The 16,943-nt window shown below is 64.9% G+C and carries 19 protein-coding genes and 1 pseudogene; 15 read left to right on the top strand and 5 right to left on the bottom strand.

Annotation, left to right across the window (positions count from 1 at the left end):
• The first annotated feature begins 16 nt into the window (after window positions 1-16).
• The 6 genes from VJV41_RS09685 to VJV41_RS09710 all read left to right on the top strand — a co-directional run bounded on the left by VJV41_RS09685 (window position 17) and on the right by VJV41_RS09710 (window position 7,296).
• The gene (locus tag VJV41_RS09685; protein WP_325333086.1) at window positions 17-1,150 is read left to right on the top strand and encodes a P1 family peptidase; all 1,134 of its coding nucleotides are present in this window, start codon (window positions 17-19) and stop codon (window positions 1,148-1,150) included.
• Window positions 1,151-1,320: 170 nt separating this feature from the next.
• Window positions 1,321-2,787, top strand: a complete 1,467-nt coding sequence (locus VJV41_RS09690) for an MFS transporter (protein ID WP_325333087.1) — start codon at window positions 1,321-1,323, stop codon at window positions 2,785-2,787.
• 515 nt (window positions 2,788-3,302) lie between these two features.
• Window positions 3,303-4,331, top strand: coding sequence for an ABC transporter ATP-binding protein (locus tag VJV41_RS09695; protein WP_325333088.1), 1,029 nt, complete (start codon window positions 3,303-3,305; stop codon window positions 4,329-4,331).
• 49 nt (window positions 4,332-4,380) lie between these two features.
• On the top strand, window positions 4,381-5,562 hold the full coding sequence (locus tag VJV41_RS09700; protein WP_325333089.1) for a spermidine/putrescine ABC transporter substrate-binding protein: 1,182 nt from the start codon (window positions 4,381-4,383) through the stop codon (window positions 5,560-5,562).
• A 4-nt stretch (window positions 5,563-5,566) separates the two neighbouring features.
• Window positions 5,567-6,442, top strand: coding sequence for an ABC transporter permease (locus VJV41_RS09705; protein WP_325333090.1), 876 nt, complete (start codon window positions 5,567-5,569; stop codon window positions 6,440-6,442).
• Entirely contained in the window at window positions 6,439-7,296 is an 858-nt protein-coding gene (locus VJV41_RS09710) for an ABC transporter permease (RefSeq protein WP_325333091.1), read from the top strand. Before VJV41_RS09705 ends, VJV41_RS09710 begins: the two co-directional genes overlap by 4 nt.
• A gap of 149 nt (window positions 7,297-7,445) precedes the next feature.
• Here VJV41_RS09710 and VJV41_RS09715 read toward each other — a convergent pair whose 3' ends face one another.
• On the bottom strand, window positions 7,446-7,799 hold the full coding sequence (locus VJV41_RS09715; protein WP_325333092.1) for a hypothetical protein: 354 nt from the start codon (window positions 7,797-7,799) through the stop codon (window positions 7,446-7,448).
• Between the two features lie 13 nt (window positions 7,800-7,812).
• A complete protein-coding gene (locus VJV41_RS09720) occupies window positions 7,813-8,679 on the bottom strand; it encodes an EamA family transporter (protein ID WP_325333093.1) in 867 nt (288 codons plus the stop codon).
• A gap of 84 nt (window positions 8,680-8,763) precedes the next feature.
• Between VJV41_RS09720 and VJV41_RS09725 the strand changes: the two genes are divergently transcribed.
• The 6 genes and pseudogenes from VJV41_RS09725 (at window position 8,764) to VJV41_RS09750 (ending at window position 12,264) form a co-directional block, all read left to right on the top strand.
• On the top strand, window positions 8,764-9,684 hold the full coding sequence (locus tag VJV41_RS09725; RefSeq protein ID WP_325333094.1) for a LysR family transcriptional regulator: 921 nt from the start codon (window positions 8,764-8,766) through the stop codon (window positions 9,682-9,684).
• 166 nt (window positions 9,685-9,850) lie between these two features.
• Window positions 9,851-10,159, top strand: a complete 309-nt coding sequence (locus VJV41_RS09730) for a hypothetical protein (protein ID WP_325333095.1) — start codon at window positions 9,851-9,853, stop codon at window positions 10,157-10,159.
• A 132-nt stretch (window positions 10,160-10,291) separates the two neighbouring features.
• A pseudogene (locus tag VJV41_RS09735) lies at window positions 10,292-10,468 on the top strand (sigma factor-like helix-turn-helix DNA-binding protein); the annotation flags it as partial.
• A gap of 22 nt (window positions 10,469-10,490) precedes the next feature.
• Entirely contained in the window at window positions 10,491-10,946 is a 456-nt protein-coding gene (locus VJV41_RS09740) for a plastocyanin/azurin family copper-binding protein (RefSeq protein ID WP_325333096.1), read from the top strand.
• Complete coding sequence (locus VJV41_RS09745; protein WP_325333097.1) at window positions 10,943-11,869, top strand: metallophosphoesterase family protein; 927 nt, start codon at window positions 10,943-10,945, stop codon at window positions 11,867-11,869. Before VJV41_RS09740 ends, VJV41_RS09745 begins: the two co-directional genes overlap by 4 nt.
• Window positions 11,866-12,264: a hypothetical protein gene (locus VJV41_RS09750; protein ID WP_414684922.1), complete on the top strand. Its 399-nt coding sequence runs from the start codon at window positions 11,866-11,868 to the stop codon at window positions 12,262-12,264. The genes VJV41_RS09745 and VJV41_RS09750 overlap by 4 nt, the downstream gene beginning before the upstream one ends.
• A gap of 216 nt (window positions 12,265-12,480) precedes the next feature.
• On the opposite strand, the gene VJV41_RS09755 is transcribed toward VJV41_RS09750, so the two are convergent.
• The 3 genes from VJV41_RS09755 to xylB form a co-directional block, all read right to left on the bottom strand.
• A complete protein-coding gene (locus VJV41_RS09755) occupies window positions 12,481-12,711 on the bottom strand; it encodes a DUF6400 family protein (protein ID WP_325333101.1) in 231 nt (76 codons plus the stop codon).
• Window positions 12,712-12,778: 67 nt separating this feature from the next.
• Window positions 12,779-13,471, bottom strand: coding sequence for an MBL fold metallo-hydrolase (locus VJV41_RS09760; RefSeq protein ID WP_325333102.1), 693 nt, complete (start codon window positions 13,469-13,471; stop codon window positions 12,779-12,781).
• Window positions 13,468-14,865, bottom strand: a complete 1,398-nt coding sequence (xylB, locus tag VJV41_RS09765) for a xylulokinase (RefSeq protein WP_325333103.1) — start codon at window positions 14,863-14,865, stop codon at window positions 13,468-13,470. Before xylB ends, VJV41_RS09760 begins: the two co-directional genes overlap by 4 nt.
• A 53-nt stretch (window positions 14,866-14,918) precedes the next feature.
• Here xylB and VJV41_RS09770 point away from each other — a divergent pair, with 53 nt between their 5' ends.
• From VJV41_RS09770 to VJV41_RS09780, 3 genes are read left to right on the top strand one after another with little or no spacing between them, the layout of a single operon-like run.
• The gene (locus VJV41_RS09770; protein WP_325333105.1) at window positions 14,919-15,467 is read left to right on the top strand and encodes a dihydrofolate reductase family protein; all 549 of its coding nucleotides are present in this window, start codon (window positions 14,919-14,921) and stop codon (window positions 15,465-15,467) included.
• Between the two features lie 49 nt (window positions 15,468-15,516).
• Window positions 15,517-16,026 carry a DUF6328 family protein gene (locus VJV41_RS09775; RefSeq protein WP_325333107.1) on the top strand — a complete coding sequence of 170 codons (510 nt, stop codon included), beginning with the start codon at window positions 15,517-15,519 and terminating at the stop codon, window positions 16,024-16,026.
• 36 nt (window positions 16,027-16,062) lie between these two features.
• Complete coding sequence (locus tag VJV41_RS09780) at window positions 16,063-16,911, top strand: DoxX family protein (protein ID WP_325333109.1); 849 nt, start codon at window positions 16,063-16,065, stop codon at window positions 16,909-16,911.
• Window positions 16,912-16,943 lie beyond the last annotated feature (32 nt).

The raw sequence follows: 16,943 nt of genomic DNA on the forward strand, positions 1-16,943 counted from the left end.
TTGGCAGGATTGGCCGGTGACCTTGACCCAAACCGCCGACGGCCGACCGCGGGCCCGCGGCCTCGGCCTCGCCCTGCCCGGGCAACCGGGCCCGCTCAACGCGATCACCGACGTGGGCGGCGTCGAGGTCGGCGTGACGACGTTGATCGACGGAGCGTCGGTGCGCACCGGCGTCACCGCGATACTGCCGCGTGGCCGAAGCGGCGTGGGGCAGCCGTGCGCGGCGGGCTGGTCCTCGCTCAACGGCAACGGCGAGATGACCGGCACCACGTGGATCGACGAAGCGGGATCAGTAAATCTGCCGATCGCGCTGTCGAATACGCACGCGATCGGCGCATGCCACACCGGGGTCATCGGTTGGGTCAACCGCGTTAACCCGCTGCTCGCGCGGCAATGGCTGCTGCCGGTGTGCGCCGAGACGTGGGACGGCTACCTCAACGACATCAACGGCGGCCACGTCCGGCCCGAGCACGTCGAGGCGGCGCTCGACGCGGCCGCCACGGGTCCCGTCACCGAGGGTTCAGTCGGCGGCGGGACAGGGATGAACTGCTACGAGTACAAGGGCGGTAACGGCACGTCGTCGCGGCTGGTCCGCTACGGCGGTCAGATGTTCACCGTGGCCACCTTCGTGCAGGCCAACTTCGGATCCCGCGCCGAGTTGACCGTCACCGGAAGGCATGTCGGCCCCGAACTGCTCGACGACAATCCGCCGGCATCTGACTGGTTCGAGGTCGACCTCGGAATCAGACCACCGGCCGGCGCGGGTTCGGTCATCGCCGTCGTCGCCACCGACGCTCCCCTGCTGCCCGGCCAGTGCAAGGCGCTCGCGCGACGAGTTCCGTTGGGACTGGCCCGAACTGGGACGGCTGGCAGCCATTTCTCCGGCGACATCTTCCTCGCCTTCTCCACTGCGGACGTGCCCGGACTCGCCAGCACGTTTCCCGTCGGACCCGTCGGCGACGACGAGTTCGGCACGCTTACGTTCGTGCCCTGGGGGCGCATGGATGCCCTTTACACCGCCGTCGTGCAGTCAGTCGAGGAAGCCGTGCTCAACGCGCTCGTCGTCAACGACGACATGATCGGCCGCGACGGTCACCGCTCGCCACGCCTTCCGCACGAGCGGTTGTTGGCGCTCATAGCGCAGCAGTAATCGCACGAGGTCCGGGTCGAACGTTCCTTACCGCTCGATTTTTCGCCGATTTTTCGAGCGGTAACGAACGTTCGCCGAGTGGCGGGCCAGATCACACGCGGTTGTTGGCGCTTTTGGCGCACGGGACATAATCGAGAGAACCGAAGATGAGCTAACGATCGGAGCGGGCCGTGGTCGAGACCGAAGCGACGCGGTCCGGTCTCGACGACGTCGCGCGGCCCAAACTGCTCGTCGCCGGCCTGTCCGTCGTCGTGCTGACGGTTGCTGTACTGCAGACGGCGGTGGTCCCAGTCCTGGGCATCATCGCCGCCCAACTGCACGCCTCGATCGTCGCGACGAGCTGGGCGGTGACCGCGAATCTGCTGGCCGCGGCCGCGGCGACACCGTTGATCGGCCGGCTCGCCGACCTGCACAGCAAGAAACGCGTGTTGCTCGTCGTGCTCGTCGTCGTGCTCGCCGGTTCGGTGCTGGCGGCCACCACGACGTCGTTGCCGTTGCTGGTCGTGAGCCGCGTATTGCAGGCGGCATCGTTCGCGCTCTACCCGATCAGCATCGCGATCCTGCGCGAGGAATTGTCTTCCGACCAGCTGATGTCGGCCATGGCGGTGTTGTCGGGAACGTTGGGCTTCGGCGGAGGCACAGGTCTCGTCGTGGTCGGGCTGCTGATGAGCGGCCACGCCGGCTATCACCGCGTCTTCTGGCTCACGACGGGATTCACGATTCTGGTCCTCGCGATCGTCGCGCTGATCGTGCCCGCCCGGCCGCGCACCTCGACCGGATCCATCGACTGGCTGGGAGCCGCCGGTCTCGCGGCGGGGTTGTCCGCGATCCTGCTGGCGATCACCCAGGGCCATTCATGGGGCTGGACCTCACCAGCCACACTCGGCTCGGCCGTTTGTGGTGTGGCCGTGCTGGCCGGCTGGTGGTTGTGGGAACAGCGGGCCCGGCAGCCTTTGGTGTCGACGCAGATGCTGATGCGCAGGCCGATCATGCTGACCAACCTGGCCACGATGTTCGTCGGGATGGGGCTTTACTTCGCATTTCTCGGCCTGACGCAGTTCGTCCAAATCCCGCACGGCGCAGCGGGGTACGGCTTCGGCGCGACCGTGTTGCAAGCCAGCGTCGTCTACCTGTTGCCCGGCGCGATCACGGGCTTTCTCATCGCGTTGGCCAGCGGCCGGTTCATCGACCGGTTCGGTGCCCGGCCCGTGCTCGCCGTCGCCGCCGTCGCGGGAATCGCTGGCTTCCTGTTCATCGCGCTGGCGCATTCGGCGCCGTGGCAGGTCATCGTCGCCAGCATCTTGGCCAACGCCTACATCAGCCTGGGCTACGGCGCGCTGCCGGCGCTTGTGGTCAGTGAGGTCGATGCCGGCGAAACGGGCGTAGCGACGAGCGTGAACGCCATCGCCCGCACAGTCGGCAGCTCCACGGCCGCTGCCCTCGTCGCGGTCCTACTCGGCCGCATCACCGTGGCGGGGGTGCCCATGGAGAGCAGCTTCGTGGCGATTTTCACCGGGGGTGCCGCGACAGCCGCCCTCGCGCTGGTGCTGATTTCGCTGTCACGTCCGCCTGGCGGAGCCATCGAATCCGTCGAGGCCCGCTACGAATCCCGTGCCATGAACCACGAGTGGGGTTAGACGGACGACGATCAGCGGCGGCTGAGATCCGACGGCACCGACACATCCACCCTTGCCATTCCTGAGCACTACCCGGCGGTACGGGCCGGGTAAACGGGTTTCCACCGACCGCCAGCTGCCCGGCTGCGAAACTGACAAGACGAGCGTTCACCCCACCGCACCCGGCTGCCGACGGCCAGGCGGTAGCTGATCACGCCTGGTTCAGCGGATTCTCTCCGTCCCCAGCCCGCATCGCGAAGGATTCCATTGTAAAAATGTAAATTCGTTGCGGAATCGCTTGCGAAGGACCGCCCGATCCGCGATGGTTTACCCACAGCTTTCGAGGCTGTACTCAAGGAGGATCTGCCCTGACCGGCACGCATACCACCGCCGTAGGCAACGCGGCGGGACAGGACGGGGCCACCCGCGCGAAGGGCGGCCCGGTCATCGAGATCGACCATGTCACCAAGCGCTTCGGCGAGTACGTCGCCGTATCGGACGCCGACTTCTCCATCGCATCGGGCGAGTTCTTCTCGATGCTCGGTCCGTCTGGCTGCGGGAAGACCACGACGCTGCGGATGATCGCTGGCTTCGAGACTCCGACCGAGGGCGCGATTCGGCTGGAAGGCGCCGACGTGTCCCGCGTGCCCCCGCACAAGCGCAACGTCAACACGGTGTTCCAGCATTACGCCCTGTTCCCCCACATGACGGTGTGGGACAACGTCGCCTACGGCCCGCGGAGCAAGAAGAAGGACAAGGGCGAGGTCCGTAAGCGGGTGGACGAGCTGCTGGAGATCGTGCGGCTGACCGACTTCGCCGAGCGCAAGCCGGCACAGCTCTCCGGTGGTCAGCAGCAGCGAGTCGCGCTGGCCCGTGCGCTCGTCAACTACCCCAGCGCGTTGCTGCTTGACGAACCGCTCGGCGCCCTGGACCTCAAGCTGCGCCAGGTCATGCAGTTCGAGCTCAAGCGCATCCAGCGCGAGGTCGGGATCACATTCATCTACGTGACCCACGACCAGGAGGAAGCACTGACGATGAGCGACCGGATCGCGGTCATGAACGCCGGCAACGTCGATCAGATCGGGACGCCAACAGAGATTTACGACCGGCCGTCGACGGTGTTCGTCGCCAGTTTCATCGGACAGGCCAATCTGTGGGCCGGACGGCAGACCGGCAGAAGCAATCGTGATTTCGTCGAAATCGAGGTGCTCGGAACGACATTGAAGGCTCGTCCCGGAGACACCACGATCGAGCCGGGCGGCCAAGCCACCCTGATGGTGCGTCCGGAGCGCGTCCGCGTCTCGATGGACGCACCGACCGGTGATGTTGCGACCGTGCAGGCCACCGTGACCGACCTGTGCTTTCAGGGACCGGTGGTGCGGCTGTCGATGGCTGCCGACGACGATTCGCCGATCCTGGCCCACATCGGCGCGGAGCAGGACCTGCCGATGCTGCGTCCCGGCGACCGGGTCCACGTCTGCTGGGCACCCGATGCGTCGCTGGTGCTGCCCGCTGCCGACATTCCCACTACCGAGGATCTCGAAGACATGCTCGCCGACTCGTAACCGATGGCCGTAGTCCGTCCCCTCCCCTTCATCGAAAGGCACAGCTGCCATGTCCTCCAACGACATTGACCCCCGGCTCATCGCCCGACTCGCGACCAACCGGACTTCGCGCCGGCGCTTTATCGGCGGTGGCGCCGCGGCCGCCGCAGCTTTGGCGATGGGTGGATCCTTCCTGGCTGCCTGTGGCTCGGACAACAAGTCCGCGACCGGCACCACATCGACCCAGGAAGGCCCGGCCAGCGGCACGCTGCGAATCTCGAACTGGCCGCTGTACATGGCCGACGGCTTCGTGGCCGACTTCCAGAAGGCCACCGGAATCACCGTCGATTACAAGGAAGATTTCAACGACAACGAGCAGTGGTTCGCCAAGGTGAAGGAGCCGCTGTCGCGTAAGCAGGACATCGGCGCTGACTTGGCTGTGCCCACCACGTTCATGGCCGTCCGCTTGCACGGTCTTGGCTGGCTCAACGACCTCGGTGACATCCCCAATAAGAAGAACATTCGCCCCGACCTTCTCGAAGCGAGCGTGGATCCCGGGCGAAAGTTCAGCGCGCCGTACATGTCGGGGATGGTCGGGCTCGCCTATAACCGGGCTGCCACCGGCCGCGACATCACCAAGATCGACGACTTGTGGGATCCGGCGTTCAAGGGCAAGGTGAGCCTGTTCTCCGACGCCCAGGACGGGCTTGGAATGATCATGATGTCGCAGGGCAACTCGGTCGAGAATTCGACCATGGAGACCGTCCAGAAGGCGATCGACTTGGTCAAGGAGCAGAAGGACAAGGGGCAGATCCGCCGGTTCACCGGCAACGACTATGCAGACGACTTGGCGGCGGGCAATGTCGCTATCGCGCAAGCATATTCGGGCGACGTGGTCCAGCTGCAGGCCGACAATCCCGACCTCCACTTCGTCGTTCCCGAAACCGGCGGCACCACGTTCGTCGACACGATGGTGATTCCGTATACCACGCAGAACCAGAAGGCGGCCGAGGCCTGGATCAACTACGTCTACGACCGGCCCAACTACGCGAAGCTCATCGCGCACACCCAATACGTGCCGGTGCTTTCGGATATGACCGACGAGCTCAACAAGATCGACCCCAAGCTGGCGTCGAATCCGTTGATCAACCCGTCGAAGGAGACGTTGGCCAAGCTGAAGGGCTGGCCCGCGCTCACCGACGAGCAGACCAAGCAGTACAACGACGCGTACGCCGGCGTCACCGGCGGCTGATCAGATGGCAGGTGTCGCCAGCAGCAGTCGACAGCGGAGCAAGATCGCCCCGTACTTGATGATCCTGCCTGCACTCGTGTACCTCGGGATCTTCTTTGTGGTGCCATTCTTTTCGCTGGCGCGCACGTCGCTGTCGTCGTCGGCCGGTTCGGTGTATCTGCCGACGTTGACGTTCAATTGGGACTTCGGCAACTACCTCGACGCGTTCAGCCACTTCCGCGATCAGATCATCCGGTCGTTCACGTATTCATTGGTGGCGACGGCGGTGTGCCTGCTGCTGGCCTTTCCCCTTGCCTACGTCATCGCGTTCAAGGCGGGTCGGTACAAGAACCTGATCCTGGGCCTGGTGATTCTGCCGTTCTTTGTGACGTTTTTGATTCGGACGATCGCGTGGAAAACGATTCTGGCAGATGACGGTTGGGTAGTCAGTGCTCTCAACGCCGTTGGGTTGCTGCCCAGTGAGGGACGGCTGCTATCGACGAGTTGGGCGGTGGTCGGCGGTCTCATCTACAACTGGATCATCTTCATGATCCTGCCGTTGTACGTCTCGCTCGAGAAGATCGACCCACGGCTGCTGGAGGCGTCGAAGGATCTGTACTCGACGGCCCCGCGCAGCTTCCGCAAGGTGATCCTGCCGCTGGCGATGCCCGGCGTGCTGGCCGGCAGCCTGTTGGTCTTCATCCCTGCATCCGGTGACTTCATCAACGCCGACTATCTGGGCAGCACCCAAACCACGATGATCGGCAACGTCATTCAGAAACAGTTCCTTGTGGTCAAGGACTACCCCGCGGCGGCCGCGTTGTCCCTGGTGTTGATGGCTATCATCTTGGTCGGCGTGCTGCTGTACACCCGGGCGCTGGGCACCGAGGATCTGGTATGACATCGCAGGGAGTGCCCGCGGTCATCGAAGCCGTCGAGGCGCCGAGGACGACGAAAACCGTTAAGGGCGGCCCTAAGTGGGGCGATCTGCTGCTGCGTATCGTCGCCGGGTTGGTGCTTTTGTACTTGTTCCTGCCCATCTTCGTGATCATCTTGTTCTCGTTCAACCATCCGGCGGGAAAGTTCAACTACAGCTGGCAGGGCTTCACGCTCGACAACTGGGCTCACCCATTCAAGTATCCGGCGCTGACGAATGCATTGAAGTTGAGCCTCAACGTCGCCGCGGTGTCCACCGCGATCGCGCTAGTTCTGGGCACGTTGGTGGCTATAGCCCTTGTGCGCCAACGCTTCCGCGGTAGTTCGGCGGTCGACACGTTTCTGGTGCTGCCGCTGACCGCACCCGAAGTCGTGATGGGCGCGGCGCTGCTGACCCTGTTTCTGGACTTCGGGTGGGCGGCCGGCTACACCACGATCCTGATCGCGCACATCGCTTTCGAGATCAGCTTCATCGCGATGACGGTGCGGGCGCGGATGCGCGGCTTCGACTGGACACTGGAGGACGCGTCGATGGACCTCGGCGCCAGTCCTACCCGTACGTTCTTCAAAGTGACGCTGCCACTGATCGTTCCGGGCATTGTGGCCGCTGCAATGTTGTCGTTCGCGCTGTCGCTCGATGACTTCATCATCACGTATTTCGTCAGCGGGTCGACGGTGACTTATCCGTTGTACGTCAACGCGGCGGTGAAGGCCGCCGTGCCGCCGCAGATCAACGTGCTGGCAACAGCGATCCTGGTGATCAGCCTGATCTTGCTCGGGGTGGGAACGCTTTACCGGCGCAAGCGAATCGAGTCCTGAGCGTTATTTGCGCCCGATGAGCTCGGCCGCCACCGCGGGCCAATCTGGCGCATGGATGACCCACTCCGGGACTTCGCCGACATGCGGGTCGAAAGGATATCGGTACGGGAGTTCCTTGAATCACCCGGCCGAAGTCGTCTTTCACGCAGTTAGGTGTCGAGGCGCACTTTGACAGAGACTTTCCCGCGCTCGTCGCGGTGGGCGACAGCACGGCCCGTGTGGTCATGACCGTCAAACTTCAACAGGGTGATCGATCCGCCCTCGCCGAGGAAGTTGCGCCACCAGTTCTTGGCGTCTGGTGATGTGACGTTGATGATCAGAGTGTCGCCCGATCGGCGATAGCCCACCGGGATTTCGAATGGCTGGCCGGAGCGTCGGCCGACATAGCGGATCACCACGAGCCCACGGCCTACCAGGTTGCCGAGCAGCGGCGCGTTGATCATTCCGACGAAGAATTTGTTGACGATGCCCACTATTGGTGAATCGAAGATGCCGCGTGCCATGACGCGCACGCTATCAGCCGACTTCTGCTGGCACCGGCGTCGACCTTGCACCAGTGCGTGCCGCACCGACACCGGCGGCCACCACAAAACAGATGCCGACCACACCGGCTGGCCCGGGCACTTGATGCAGCATTGCCAGGCCGACGATCATCGCGAACGCGGGTTCGAGACTCATCAGCGTGCCGAATGCGGCTGTGGTCAACCGGCGCAGCGCCAAGAGTTCGAGCGCGAACGGCACAACTGGCAGAAGGATCGCCAGTCCCACTCCAATCAGCAGGATCTCGGGCGTGATTCGCGGCAACACCCATGGGCCAACCGCGATGGTGGCGACCAGACCGGCGACGGGCATCGACACCGCGAGTGCGTTGATTCCCGTGACCTCGTCTCCTGCCCGTTGAGTGAGCAGGATGTAGCCGGCCCAGCAGACGGCCGAGCCGAGTGCATAGAGCACCCCGACGGGGTCGACCGCGCCGGCCCACGGCTGGGTGAGCAGGACGACACCTACCGCGGCTAATCCGGGCCACGCCAAACGGTGTCCGCCCTTGCCGTGCGCGACCGCGACCCCGAGCGGGCCGAGGAACTCCAGCGCGCTGGCGGTGCCGAGCGGGATCCGGTCAACCGCGGCCATGAACATCAGAGTGATGAGCGCCGTGACGACGCCGAGTAGCACACACACGCGGAAGGTGGCCCAGGTGAATGCGGCGACGCGAGGCCGGACGATCACGAGCATCAGCACGCCGGCCCACGCGAGACGAATCCAGGCCGCACCCTCGACGCCGATGCGGTCGATCAGCGACACGGCGATCGCCAGACCGACCTGGACGCACAGCATCGACCCCATCGCCATCAAGGCGCCGGAGCGGGCTTGGCTCGTCATCACTCCTGCATTGAACGGCACCGCAACCGTTCGCGTCCACTTGATTTATCTGGACATACCGTTCGCGAATCATGAACAATCGTCTGCGTGGACACCCGTCGTCTTCAAGTGTTGCTGTCCTTGTCCCGGCTGGGCTCGATGCGTGCCGTCGCTGAGACGCATCACCTCACCACGTCGACGGTGTCGCAGCAGATCGCCGCTCTTGCAAAGGACACCGGCGCTCAGTTGATCGAACCCGAGGGGCGGCGGGTGCGGCTGACGCCGGCGGGTCAGCGCCTGGCCGATCACGCGGTGACGATCCTCGCGGCCGTCGACGCCGCCCGGCTGGACCTCGACCCCGACGCGGAACCGGCCGGCATTGTGCGTGTCGGCGGCTTCGCCACTGGCCTGCGTCTATCGCTGTTCCCGATCATGGCCGACCTCGCAGAGCGCTATCCCAAAGTCGAATTCGTGATCAGTGAGTACGAACCCATCGAGGTCTTCGCGCTGCTCACCGACGACGATCTCGATCTGGCACTGGCATATGACTACAACCTGGCTCCGGCATCTTTCAGCCCGGTGCTGGAGACGCTACCGCTGTGGAGCGTCGCATGGGGGCTCGGCGTTCCGGTCGATGCTCCCGATGGTCCAGCGAACATCACCGACTACGCGGACCACGCATGGATTGTCAACTCCCGCAACACCGCTGACGAAGACGCGGTGCGAACATTGGCGGCGATGGCGGGATTTTCGCCCAAGATCGCACATCAAATTGACAGCCTTGACTTGGTCGAGGATCTGATTGTGGCGGGCTACGGAGTCGGATTGCTTCCGATTGGACGGCCGACCGGTGTCGGCGTCAAAGTACTTCCCCTGGCCGACGCCAACCCCGTCCTGACCGCCTATGCGGTGACACGCCGCGGCCGCTCGACGTGGCCGCCGCTTCGGGTAGTGCTGGACAGGCTGCGGCCGCCGAGCGGAGCCGAACTCCCTCTTCCTGAATGGCCGCGGCCGGTACCCGAGTCGTAAAGATTCAGGCCGCTCGAACCGGCAGATCCAAACGGGTTGTTCGTCAAGCGATCTCAGTAGCTTCCATTCGAATGTAACCCGAGCACGTACCTCTTTGTAGGGGTACCTCATGGGCTCCGCCATCCGTATCGCGAGCAATTCTCGCGCACAGAATAAGGAGCCGACGTTGAATACGTTCACCATTGCGATCGCCTGCGTTGGCGCCGTGGCAGTCGCGACTGTGGGGTCGACTGCCGCGGCTGCGGCGGCTCCGTCCGGCTTTTCCAACTTCGGCAACGCGCAAGATACCGTGAATGCGCTGCAGGCCAAGGGCTTCAACGTGGTGCTGAACGGAGCGGCGGTATACCCACTGTCTTCATGCAAGGTCATCGGTGTTGAGGGACTGAACAACTCCAACATCGATTCATCAGGATCCCGGATCGACCCAACACAATTCGACACCGTCTACGTCGACATATCGTGTAGGGGCGGATAAGCCGTCGGTTTCGCTGTTTCCCTTGATTGATATCCGATTTCGCTCTGCGGATGTCTGCGGGCTAACGCATGGCCGTCTTCACCAGAGATGACGGCGCGACGAGATCTCTCCGCCAGACGCAGCCTGCGAGTTCGTGCGGTGCTCGCCGCGCTACCGGACAACTACCGACGCATTCTGGAGCTGCGCTTCTTATAAGGCCGTTCGATCAGGGACTCGGCCAGTGAGATGGGTATCAGCCGTGCCAACGCCAAGGCATTGCAGCACCGGGCCCTGCGACGAGCCGCCGTGCTCAACGGGCCTGAGGTGTAACCGCCCCACCTATCTCTAGGGCGTGAAGGTACTTTTTCCGCTCGCCGCGGCGGGCATTCTGCTCAGTACGGCCTGCTCCGGGCCAGCATCCAACACCACCCCCACCGCCCCATCGATCACCTTTCAGCCGGGCATGACACCGGGCATGTCCGGCCATGCCATGCCGGGCATGCAGTCGCCTCCCGCTTCGGCCTCGGCGACCCTCAGCGACTCACCTGCACCGCAAGGCGGGACGGCGGTCAGCATCAGTGACTTCAAATTCAACCCGGCGACTCTCACCGTGCCAGTCAGCACGACTGTCACCTGGACCAATCAGGACGAGGAGCCGCACACGATCGCCGCTAAGGACGGTTCTTTCCACTCGCCGGGAATGGACACCCACGGCACCTACAGCTTCACGTTCACGACGCCGGGCTCCTATGAGTACATCTGCTCGATCCATCCGTTCATGACCGGCACTGTGGTGGTGACAAAATGAGCGGCGACCCGGAGGGCATGAGCCGTCGACAGTTGATCCGCCACGGTGCCTGGTTCGGCGCCGCCGTCGTGCTGACCGTGGCCGGAGGCGAAGTGATCTCCCACGTCGCGGGGTCGGCGGGCGGTGCGCAATCCGCGAAGCCGGCGCTGCGGTTCGCCCAAATCAGTGACAGTCACATCGGATTCAATGGGCCGGCCAATCCGAACGTCACCGACACGTTCAGCCAGGCCATCGGCCAGATCAACAGCCTCGGCTACACACCGGATTTCGTGATCCACACCGGCGATCTCACCCACCTGGCCACCCCGGCGCAGTTCGATCAGGTGAAACAGATGTTGACCGAACTGAACACGCCGCACGTGTTCACCGTGCCGGGCGAGCACGACTCGACGGACGACGCGGGACAGAAATATCGGCAAGCGTTCGGTGCGGGCACCCGCGGCGACGGCTGGTACAGCTTTGACATCGCCGGTGTGCACGTCATCGGCCTCGTGAACACACTGCACCTGCAGAAGCTCGGGCATCTAGGCACGGATCAGCTCGAGTTCATCGAGAAGGACGTCGCGGGCCTGTCCAGCGACACCCCGATCATCGTGTTCAGCCACATTCCGTTGTTCGCTATGTATCCGGACTGGGGATGGGGCACCGACGACGCCACGCAGGCCCTGAGCTATCTCAAGCGCTTCTCGTCGGTGACCTGCCTCAACGGCCACGTCCACCAACTGTTCTCCAAGACCGAGGGCAACGTGACGTTCTACAGCGGCACCACCACCGCCTATCCCCTGCCCGCTCCAGGTCAAGGCCCTGCGCCGAAACCCGTGACCTTGCCCGCCGGGAAGCTGCACGATGCGCTGGGCATCCGCGAAGTGAGTTACACCAAGGGGCAGCAGGCGCTTGCACTGAAAGATCAGAGGTTGACATGACGATGACGAACTTTGTCGTCGGGGTGGCCATCAGCGCGTCGGTCGCAGTAAGCGGCGTCATCCACGCTTACCTGTACGTCGATGGCTACCGCGACATTCCTACGGTAGGGCCCGCATTCCTGATGCAGGCCAGCGTCTTCTGCGCACTCGCGATTCTGATCCTGATCGGCGGACCGGTATGGCTGCGATTGGCCGCCGCGGCGGGAGCGGTTGGCTCACTCGTTGCGTTCGCGCTTTCGCGGACCGTCGGCCTCTTCGGATTTAGCGAAACCGGTTGGCAGCCATCGCCATACGCGATGCTCAGTGTAGTCGCCGAAGTACTGACCGTCTTGCTCGTTGTGGCCACGGTCGTGCCATCAGTTCGCAGGCGACGACCTGTTTCGCTAAGCGGCTAGGCCACGTCGCGGCGACGGTCTGCACGCTTGCGGGTGTCGGTCGACCAGACCTTGCCGCAGTCGCGACATTGCAGGTGGACCACCGTGCCCTTGTTGCTCAGCAGGTACTGCCAGTGGATCGCGCAATTCGTCCTGCCTTGGCATTCGCCGCACTGAGCAGCGTGATTGCAGCTGGGGCATGGCAGCCAGGCGCGACGGCCGCGATCGGCCGTCGGGTCAATCGGCAACACGCTTCACCGTCCGATCCGGTAGCACGCCGGCGGCGACCAGTTCGTCGTAGATCCGCTGTTGTTCTTCGTCGAGGCCGGAATACAGCATGTCGTAGGCCGTCTCCTCCTCGGCGAGCACCGCGATCGGATCCCAGTCGTCGCCGATCGCTTCGAGCACGGCGCTGCGCCGACGCGCTTCGTCGAGCGTGAGGTCGTAGGCGAAGTCGAGATTGGCCATCGCGACAGCTTCCGAAAAGTCGTTAGCCTGGGCAATGACCTACGTCACGTTGAGTAGTTGAAATTCGTCACACTCGTTTGCGTAGCCAGTCCCGCTGCCTGCGGACGAACGACGCGTCGACGACGGCGCCGTGGCCTGGCACGAAGATCGCAGCCTCTCCCCCGGCCTGGAGCACACGCTCCAGCGTGGCCGGCCACGCCTGCGGATCGGAGTCGACGTCGATGCACGGATCGCCGGACTCTTCGACGAGATCCCCGCAGAACACGACCGTTGACTCTGAACCGGCGACGACGGCGATCAAGTCGTGGCCGGTGTGCCCGCGGCCCGGATGGCTGATCGAGACGGTGCGGCCACCGAGATCGATGACTGCGCGATGGACCTGCTGTTCGGGCGTGCGCAATGCCGCGATCGCCCGATCCACTTCATCGGAGTCGGCGCCGTGACGCCTCGCGTCGGCACGCAGATTCTCGATTCCCTCAGACATCGTCGCGGCGACCTCTGGCGCGCAATAGATCGCAGCGTCGAACGCCGACGACCCGAGCACATGGTCGAAGTGGTTGTGCGTCAACAGGATGTGAGTGACATGGTTCTGTGCCAGCTCCTGCACGTCATGCGCGATCGCCCGCGCCTCGGTCAGCGTGGTGCCCGTATCGATCAACAGCGTTCCCGCCGCTCCAATAACGAGGCCCACGGTCACATCGAGGAACGGAAGTCGGCACCGAAAAACGCCATCCGCCAGCCGCTCCCACGTGAAGTTCACTGCCCCAACGTCAGCGGCTGGGCCGCGCGGTACTGGTCGAGCACCTCCGGCGTGGGCTCTGCGGTGTACGACGCCGTCACGCCGAACAACCATGAAGGTGGCGAATCCTGTTGCGACAGTGTCCAAGCCGCCTGCCTGGCCGCGCCGAGCGCGACGTACTCCGCCGGCGTCGGCACATCCACCGGCGCACCGAAGATCGCGGGCGCGATGCGTCGCACGGCCTCCGATCGCGCTCCCCCGCCCACCAGGATGATGCGTCGCACATCGACGCCCTGCGAGGCGATCTTCTCGATGCAGTACGCCATCGAAGCCAGCAGCCCCTCTACGGCGGCGCGAGCCACATTCGCAGGGGACAAGTTTCGCTTTGTCACGCCTTGCAACGCACCGGCTGCTGCCGGCAGGTTCGGTGAGCGTTCGCCCTCGAAGTACGGCACCAGAGTCAGGCCTTCTGCGCCGGACGGCGCCGACAAGGCCAGGCGGTCCAATTCGTCGAAGTCCAGGCCCAGCATCGTCGCGACCGCGGCCAGCACGGGTGCACCGTTCAATGTGCATACCAGCGGCAGTTGTTGGCCAGTGGCGTCGGCGAACCCGGCGACGATGCCTTCCGGGTCATGGGGTGCGGCCTCCCCAACGGCGCTCACCACGCCCGACGTGCCGAGCGACACTACGCAGTCACCCGGGCCAGCACCCAAACCGAGCGCTGCCGCGGCGTTGTCGCCCGCACCGGGGCCGAGCACCGCGCCCGCGGACGTCTGCCCGGCCGTGTCGTGCGGCCCCAGCACCGTCGGGACCGCGGGCCGGCGTCCCCGCATCGCCAGCTCGAGCAGGTCAGGCTGGTAACTGTTGGTCTCAGAGGAGAAGTATCCGGTTCCGCTGGCGTCGCTGCGGTCGGTGCATAGGGTGCCGATGTCGGTCGAGCCGGACAGCCGCCACGTCAGCCAGTCATGCGGCAGGCACACCGCCGCGGTCGCATCGGCGTGCGCCGGTTCATGGTCGGCGAGCCAGCGCAACTTCGTCGCCGTGATGGCCGCTACCGGCACCACACCGATCCGCTTTGCCCACTGGTCCGGTCCGCCCAACGCCGCAACCAGCTCGGCGGCTGCGGCACGGGATCGAGTGTCGTTCCACAGCAATGCATTTCGAATGACGCGGCCGGTGCCGTCGAGGCATACCATGCCATGCTGCTGCGCGCCGACCGACACCGCGGCCACGTCGTCGAGTCCCTTGGCGGCGTTGATGCTGGACTGCAGCGCCGACCACCACAGGTGCGGATCGATCTCGGTGCCGTCGGGATGCGGCGACGACGCCGAACGCACGATCTCGCCGGTGTCGGCGTCGCAGATCACCACCTTGCAGGACTGGGTGGACGAGTCGATACCCGCAACGAGTGCCACGCATGCGAAGTTACTCCCGATGACTTCGGCGGTCGGTCGGTGTCATTACCTGTATGCGAAAACTCGTGATCACCGAAAACATCACGCTGGACGGGGCCATCGAGATGCTCGACGACTGGTTCGATCCCCAGCTTCAGGATCAGGACCTGCTCGCCGAGTCACATCGCCAAGACGCGCAGTCCGACGCACTGCTGCTCGGGCGTCAGACGTTCGAGGACTTCCGTGGCTACTGGCCCAAGCAGACCGACGATGCGACCGGGGTGACGGAGTACCTCAACAAGGTCGCCAAGTATGTGGTGTCCTCGACGATGCGCGATCCGCAGTGGCAGAACTCGACCGTGCTTACCGGCGATCCCGTCGAGCAGGCCACCGCGCTGAAGGCGCAACCAGGCAAGGACATCGTGCTGACCGGCAGTATCACCCTGGCGCACACGCTGATCGCCGCGGGCGTGGTCGACGAATACCGGCTGTTCGTCTATCCGACCGTCCAGGGCCGCGGCCGCCGGCTCTTCCCCGACGCGACCGTGATACCGCGGCTGAGCTTGGCCCAGCCGGCGAAGACTTTCCAGAGCGGCGTCACGCTGATCCGGTACGCGGCCTGATTGGCGCTGATCGACCCATCGCGATCGGCGTGGCTGTCAGAATTGCGGCGTGAAGGACATCGAGCGTCCGGAAGCCCACCAGAAGTGGGACAAGGACCGCGATGAGACCGAAGCGCAACGGCTGGACCGAAATTGGTCCAGCCTGCTGCAGGAGCTGCGTGTAGCGCAGACCGGTGTCCAATTGCTCACTGGCTTCCTGCTGACACTGCCGTTTCAGCAGCGGTTCACGCAGCTGGACGCCACCATGCGCACGGTCTATCTCGTCACGGTGGGATGCTCGATCGGCGCCACGGTGTTGCTGGTGGCCCCGGTCAGCATGCACCGGCTGCTGTTTCGTCGGCACCGCATGAAGACACTGGTGTCGGCCGCGCACAGCTATGCGATCGTCGGCACGGTGCTGCTCGGCATCGCGCTCGGCGGCGTCGCCGTCGTCATCTTCGACACGGTCATCGGCAGGACCGGCGCCTGGATCGCCGGCGGGTGCACGCTGGCGGCGCTCGTGGCGTTTTGGTACTTCATGCCGCTGCTCGGCCGAAGCGACGCCGACAACCGCTACTAGGGTTTGCGTCCCCGTAAGCCGGGGAACCCCTCGCCCATGTTGATCCGACGAATCGCGCGCCCGATGTTGTCAGCGGTTTTCATCAGCCGCGGCGTCGATGCTCTGCGCAGCCCCAAACCCGCCGCGGATGCGGCCCGCCCCACACTCGAGGGCCTCAGCAAGTTACCGGATCCTGTCGGTACGAACGTCCCAACCAACGCCGAGACCGTCGCCCGCATCAACGCCGCGGTGCAGATCGGTGGTGGGCTTCTACTCGCGACGGGCAAGCTCCCCCGCTTGGCGTCTGCCGCCCTGGCGCTCAGCGTCGTGCCGGGCAGCCTTGGCGGGCATACGTTCTGGAGCGAATCCGACCCGGCACGCAAGGCCGATGAACGACGTGCCTTCATCACCGACGTGAGCCTCATCGGCGGCCTGATCATTGCCGCCGTCGACACCGCGGGCAAACCTTCCCTGGGCTGGCGCGGCCGGCGGGCCGCCCACAAGGTGTCAGGAGCCGTCACCGCCGCGCTGCCCATCGGAGCCGCCTCCGGTGGCGCACTCGCCGACAGCGCGCTGGCCGACAAAGTCAGCCACGGCCTGCAGGTCGGCGCCGAACGCGGGCGCGAACTGGCTCATGTCGCCGGCGAGCGCGGCGCCGAACTCGCTCATGTCGCTCGTGAGCGAGGCGCCGAGCTGGCCGAGGTCGCGCGCGAGCGCGCACCAGTCCTCGCAGAGGCGGCTCGTGAACGCGGGGCCGAGTTGGCAGAAGTCGCACGCGAACGCGGCGCGGAATGGGCCGAGGTCGCCCGTGAGCGCGGCAGCGAATGGGCGGACGTGGCGCGGGAGCGTGCCCCCGAGCTGGCCGATTCTGCGCGCACCCAGGTAGAGCAGCGCCGGCGCCGCTGACAGGAATCAGACCGCACTAAACCGCTCAGCAT

Origin of the sequence: Mycobacterium sp. (assembly GCF_035274705.1) — a bacterium.
Taxonomy (GTDB): Bacteria; Actinomycetota; Actinomycetes; order Mycobacteriales; family Mycobacteriaceae; genus Mycobacterium.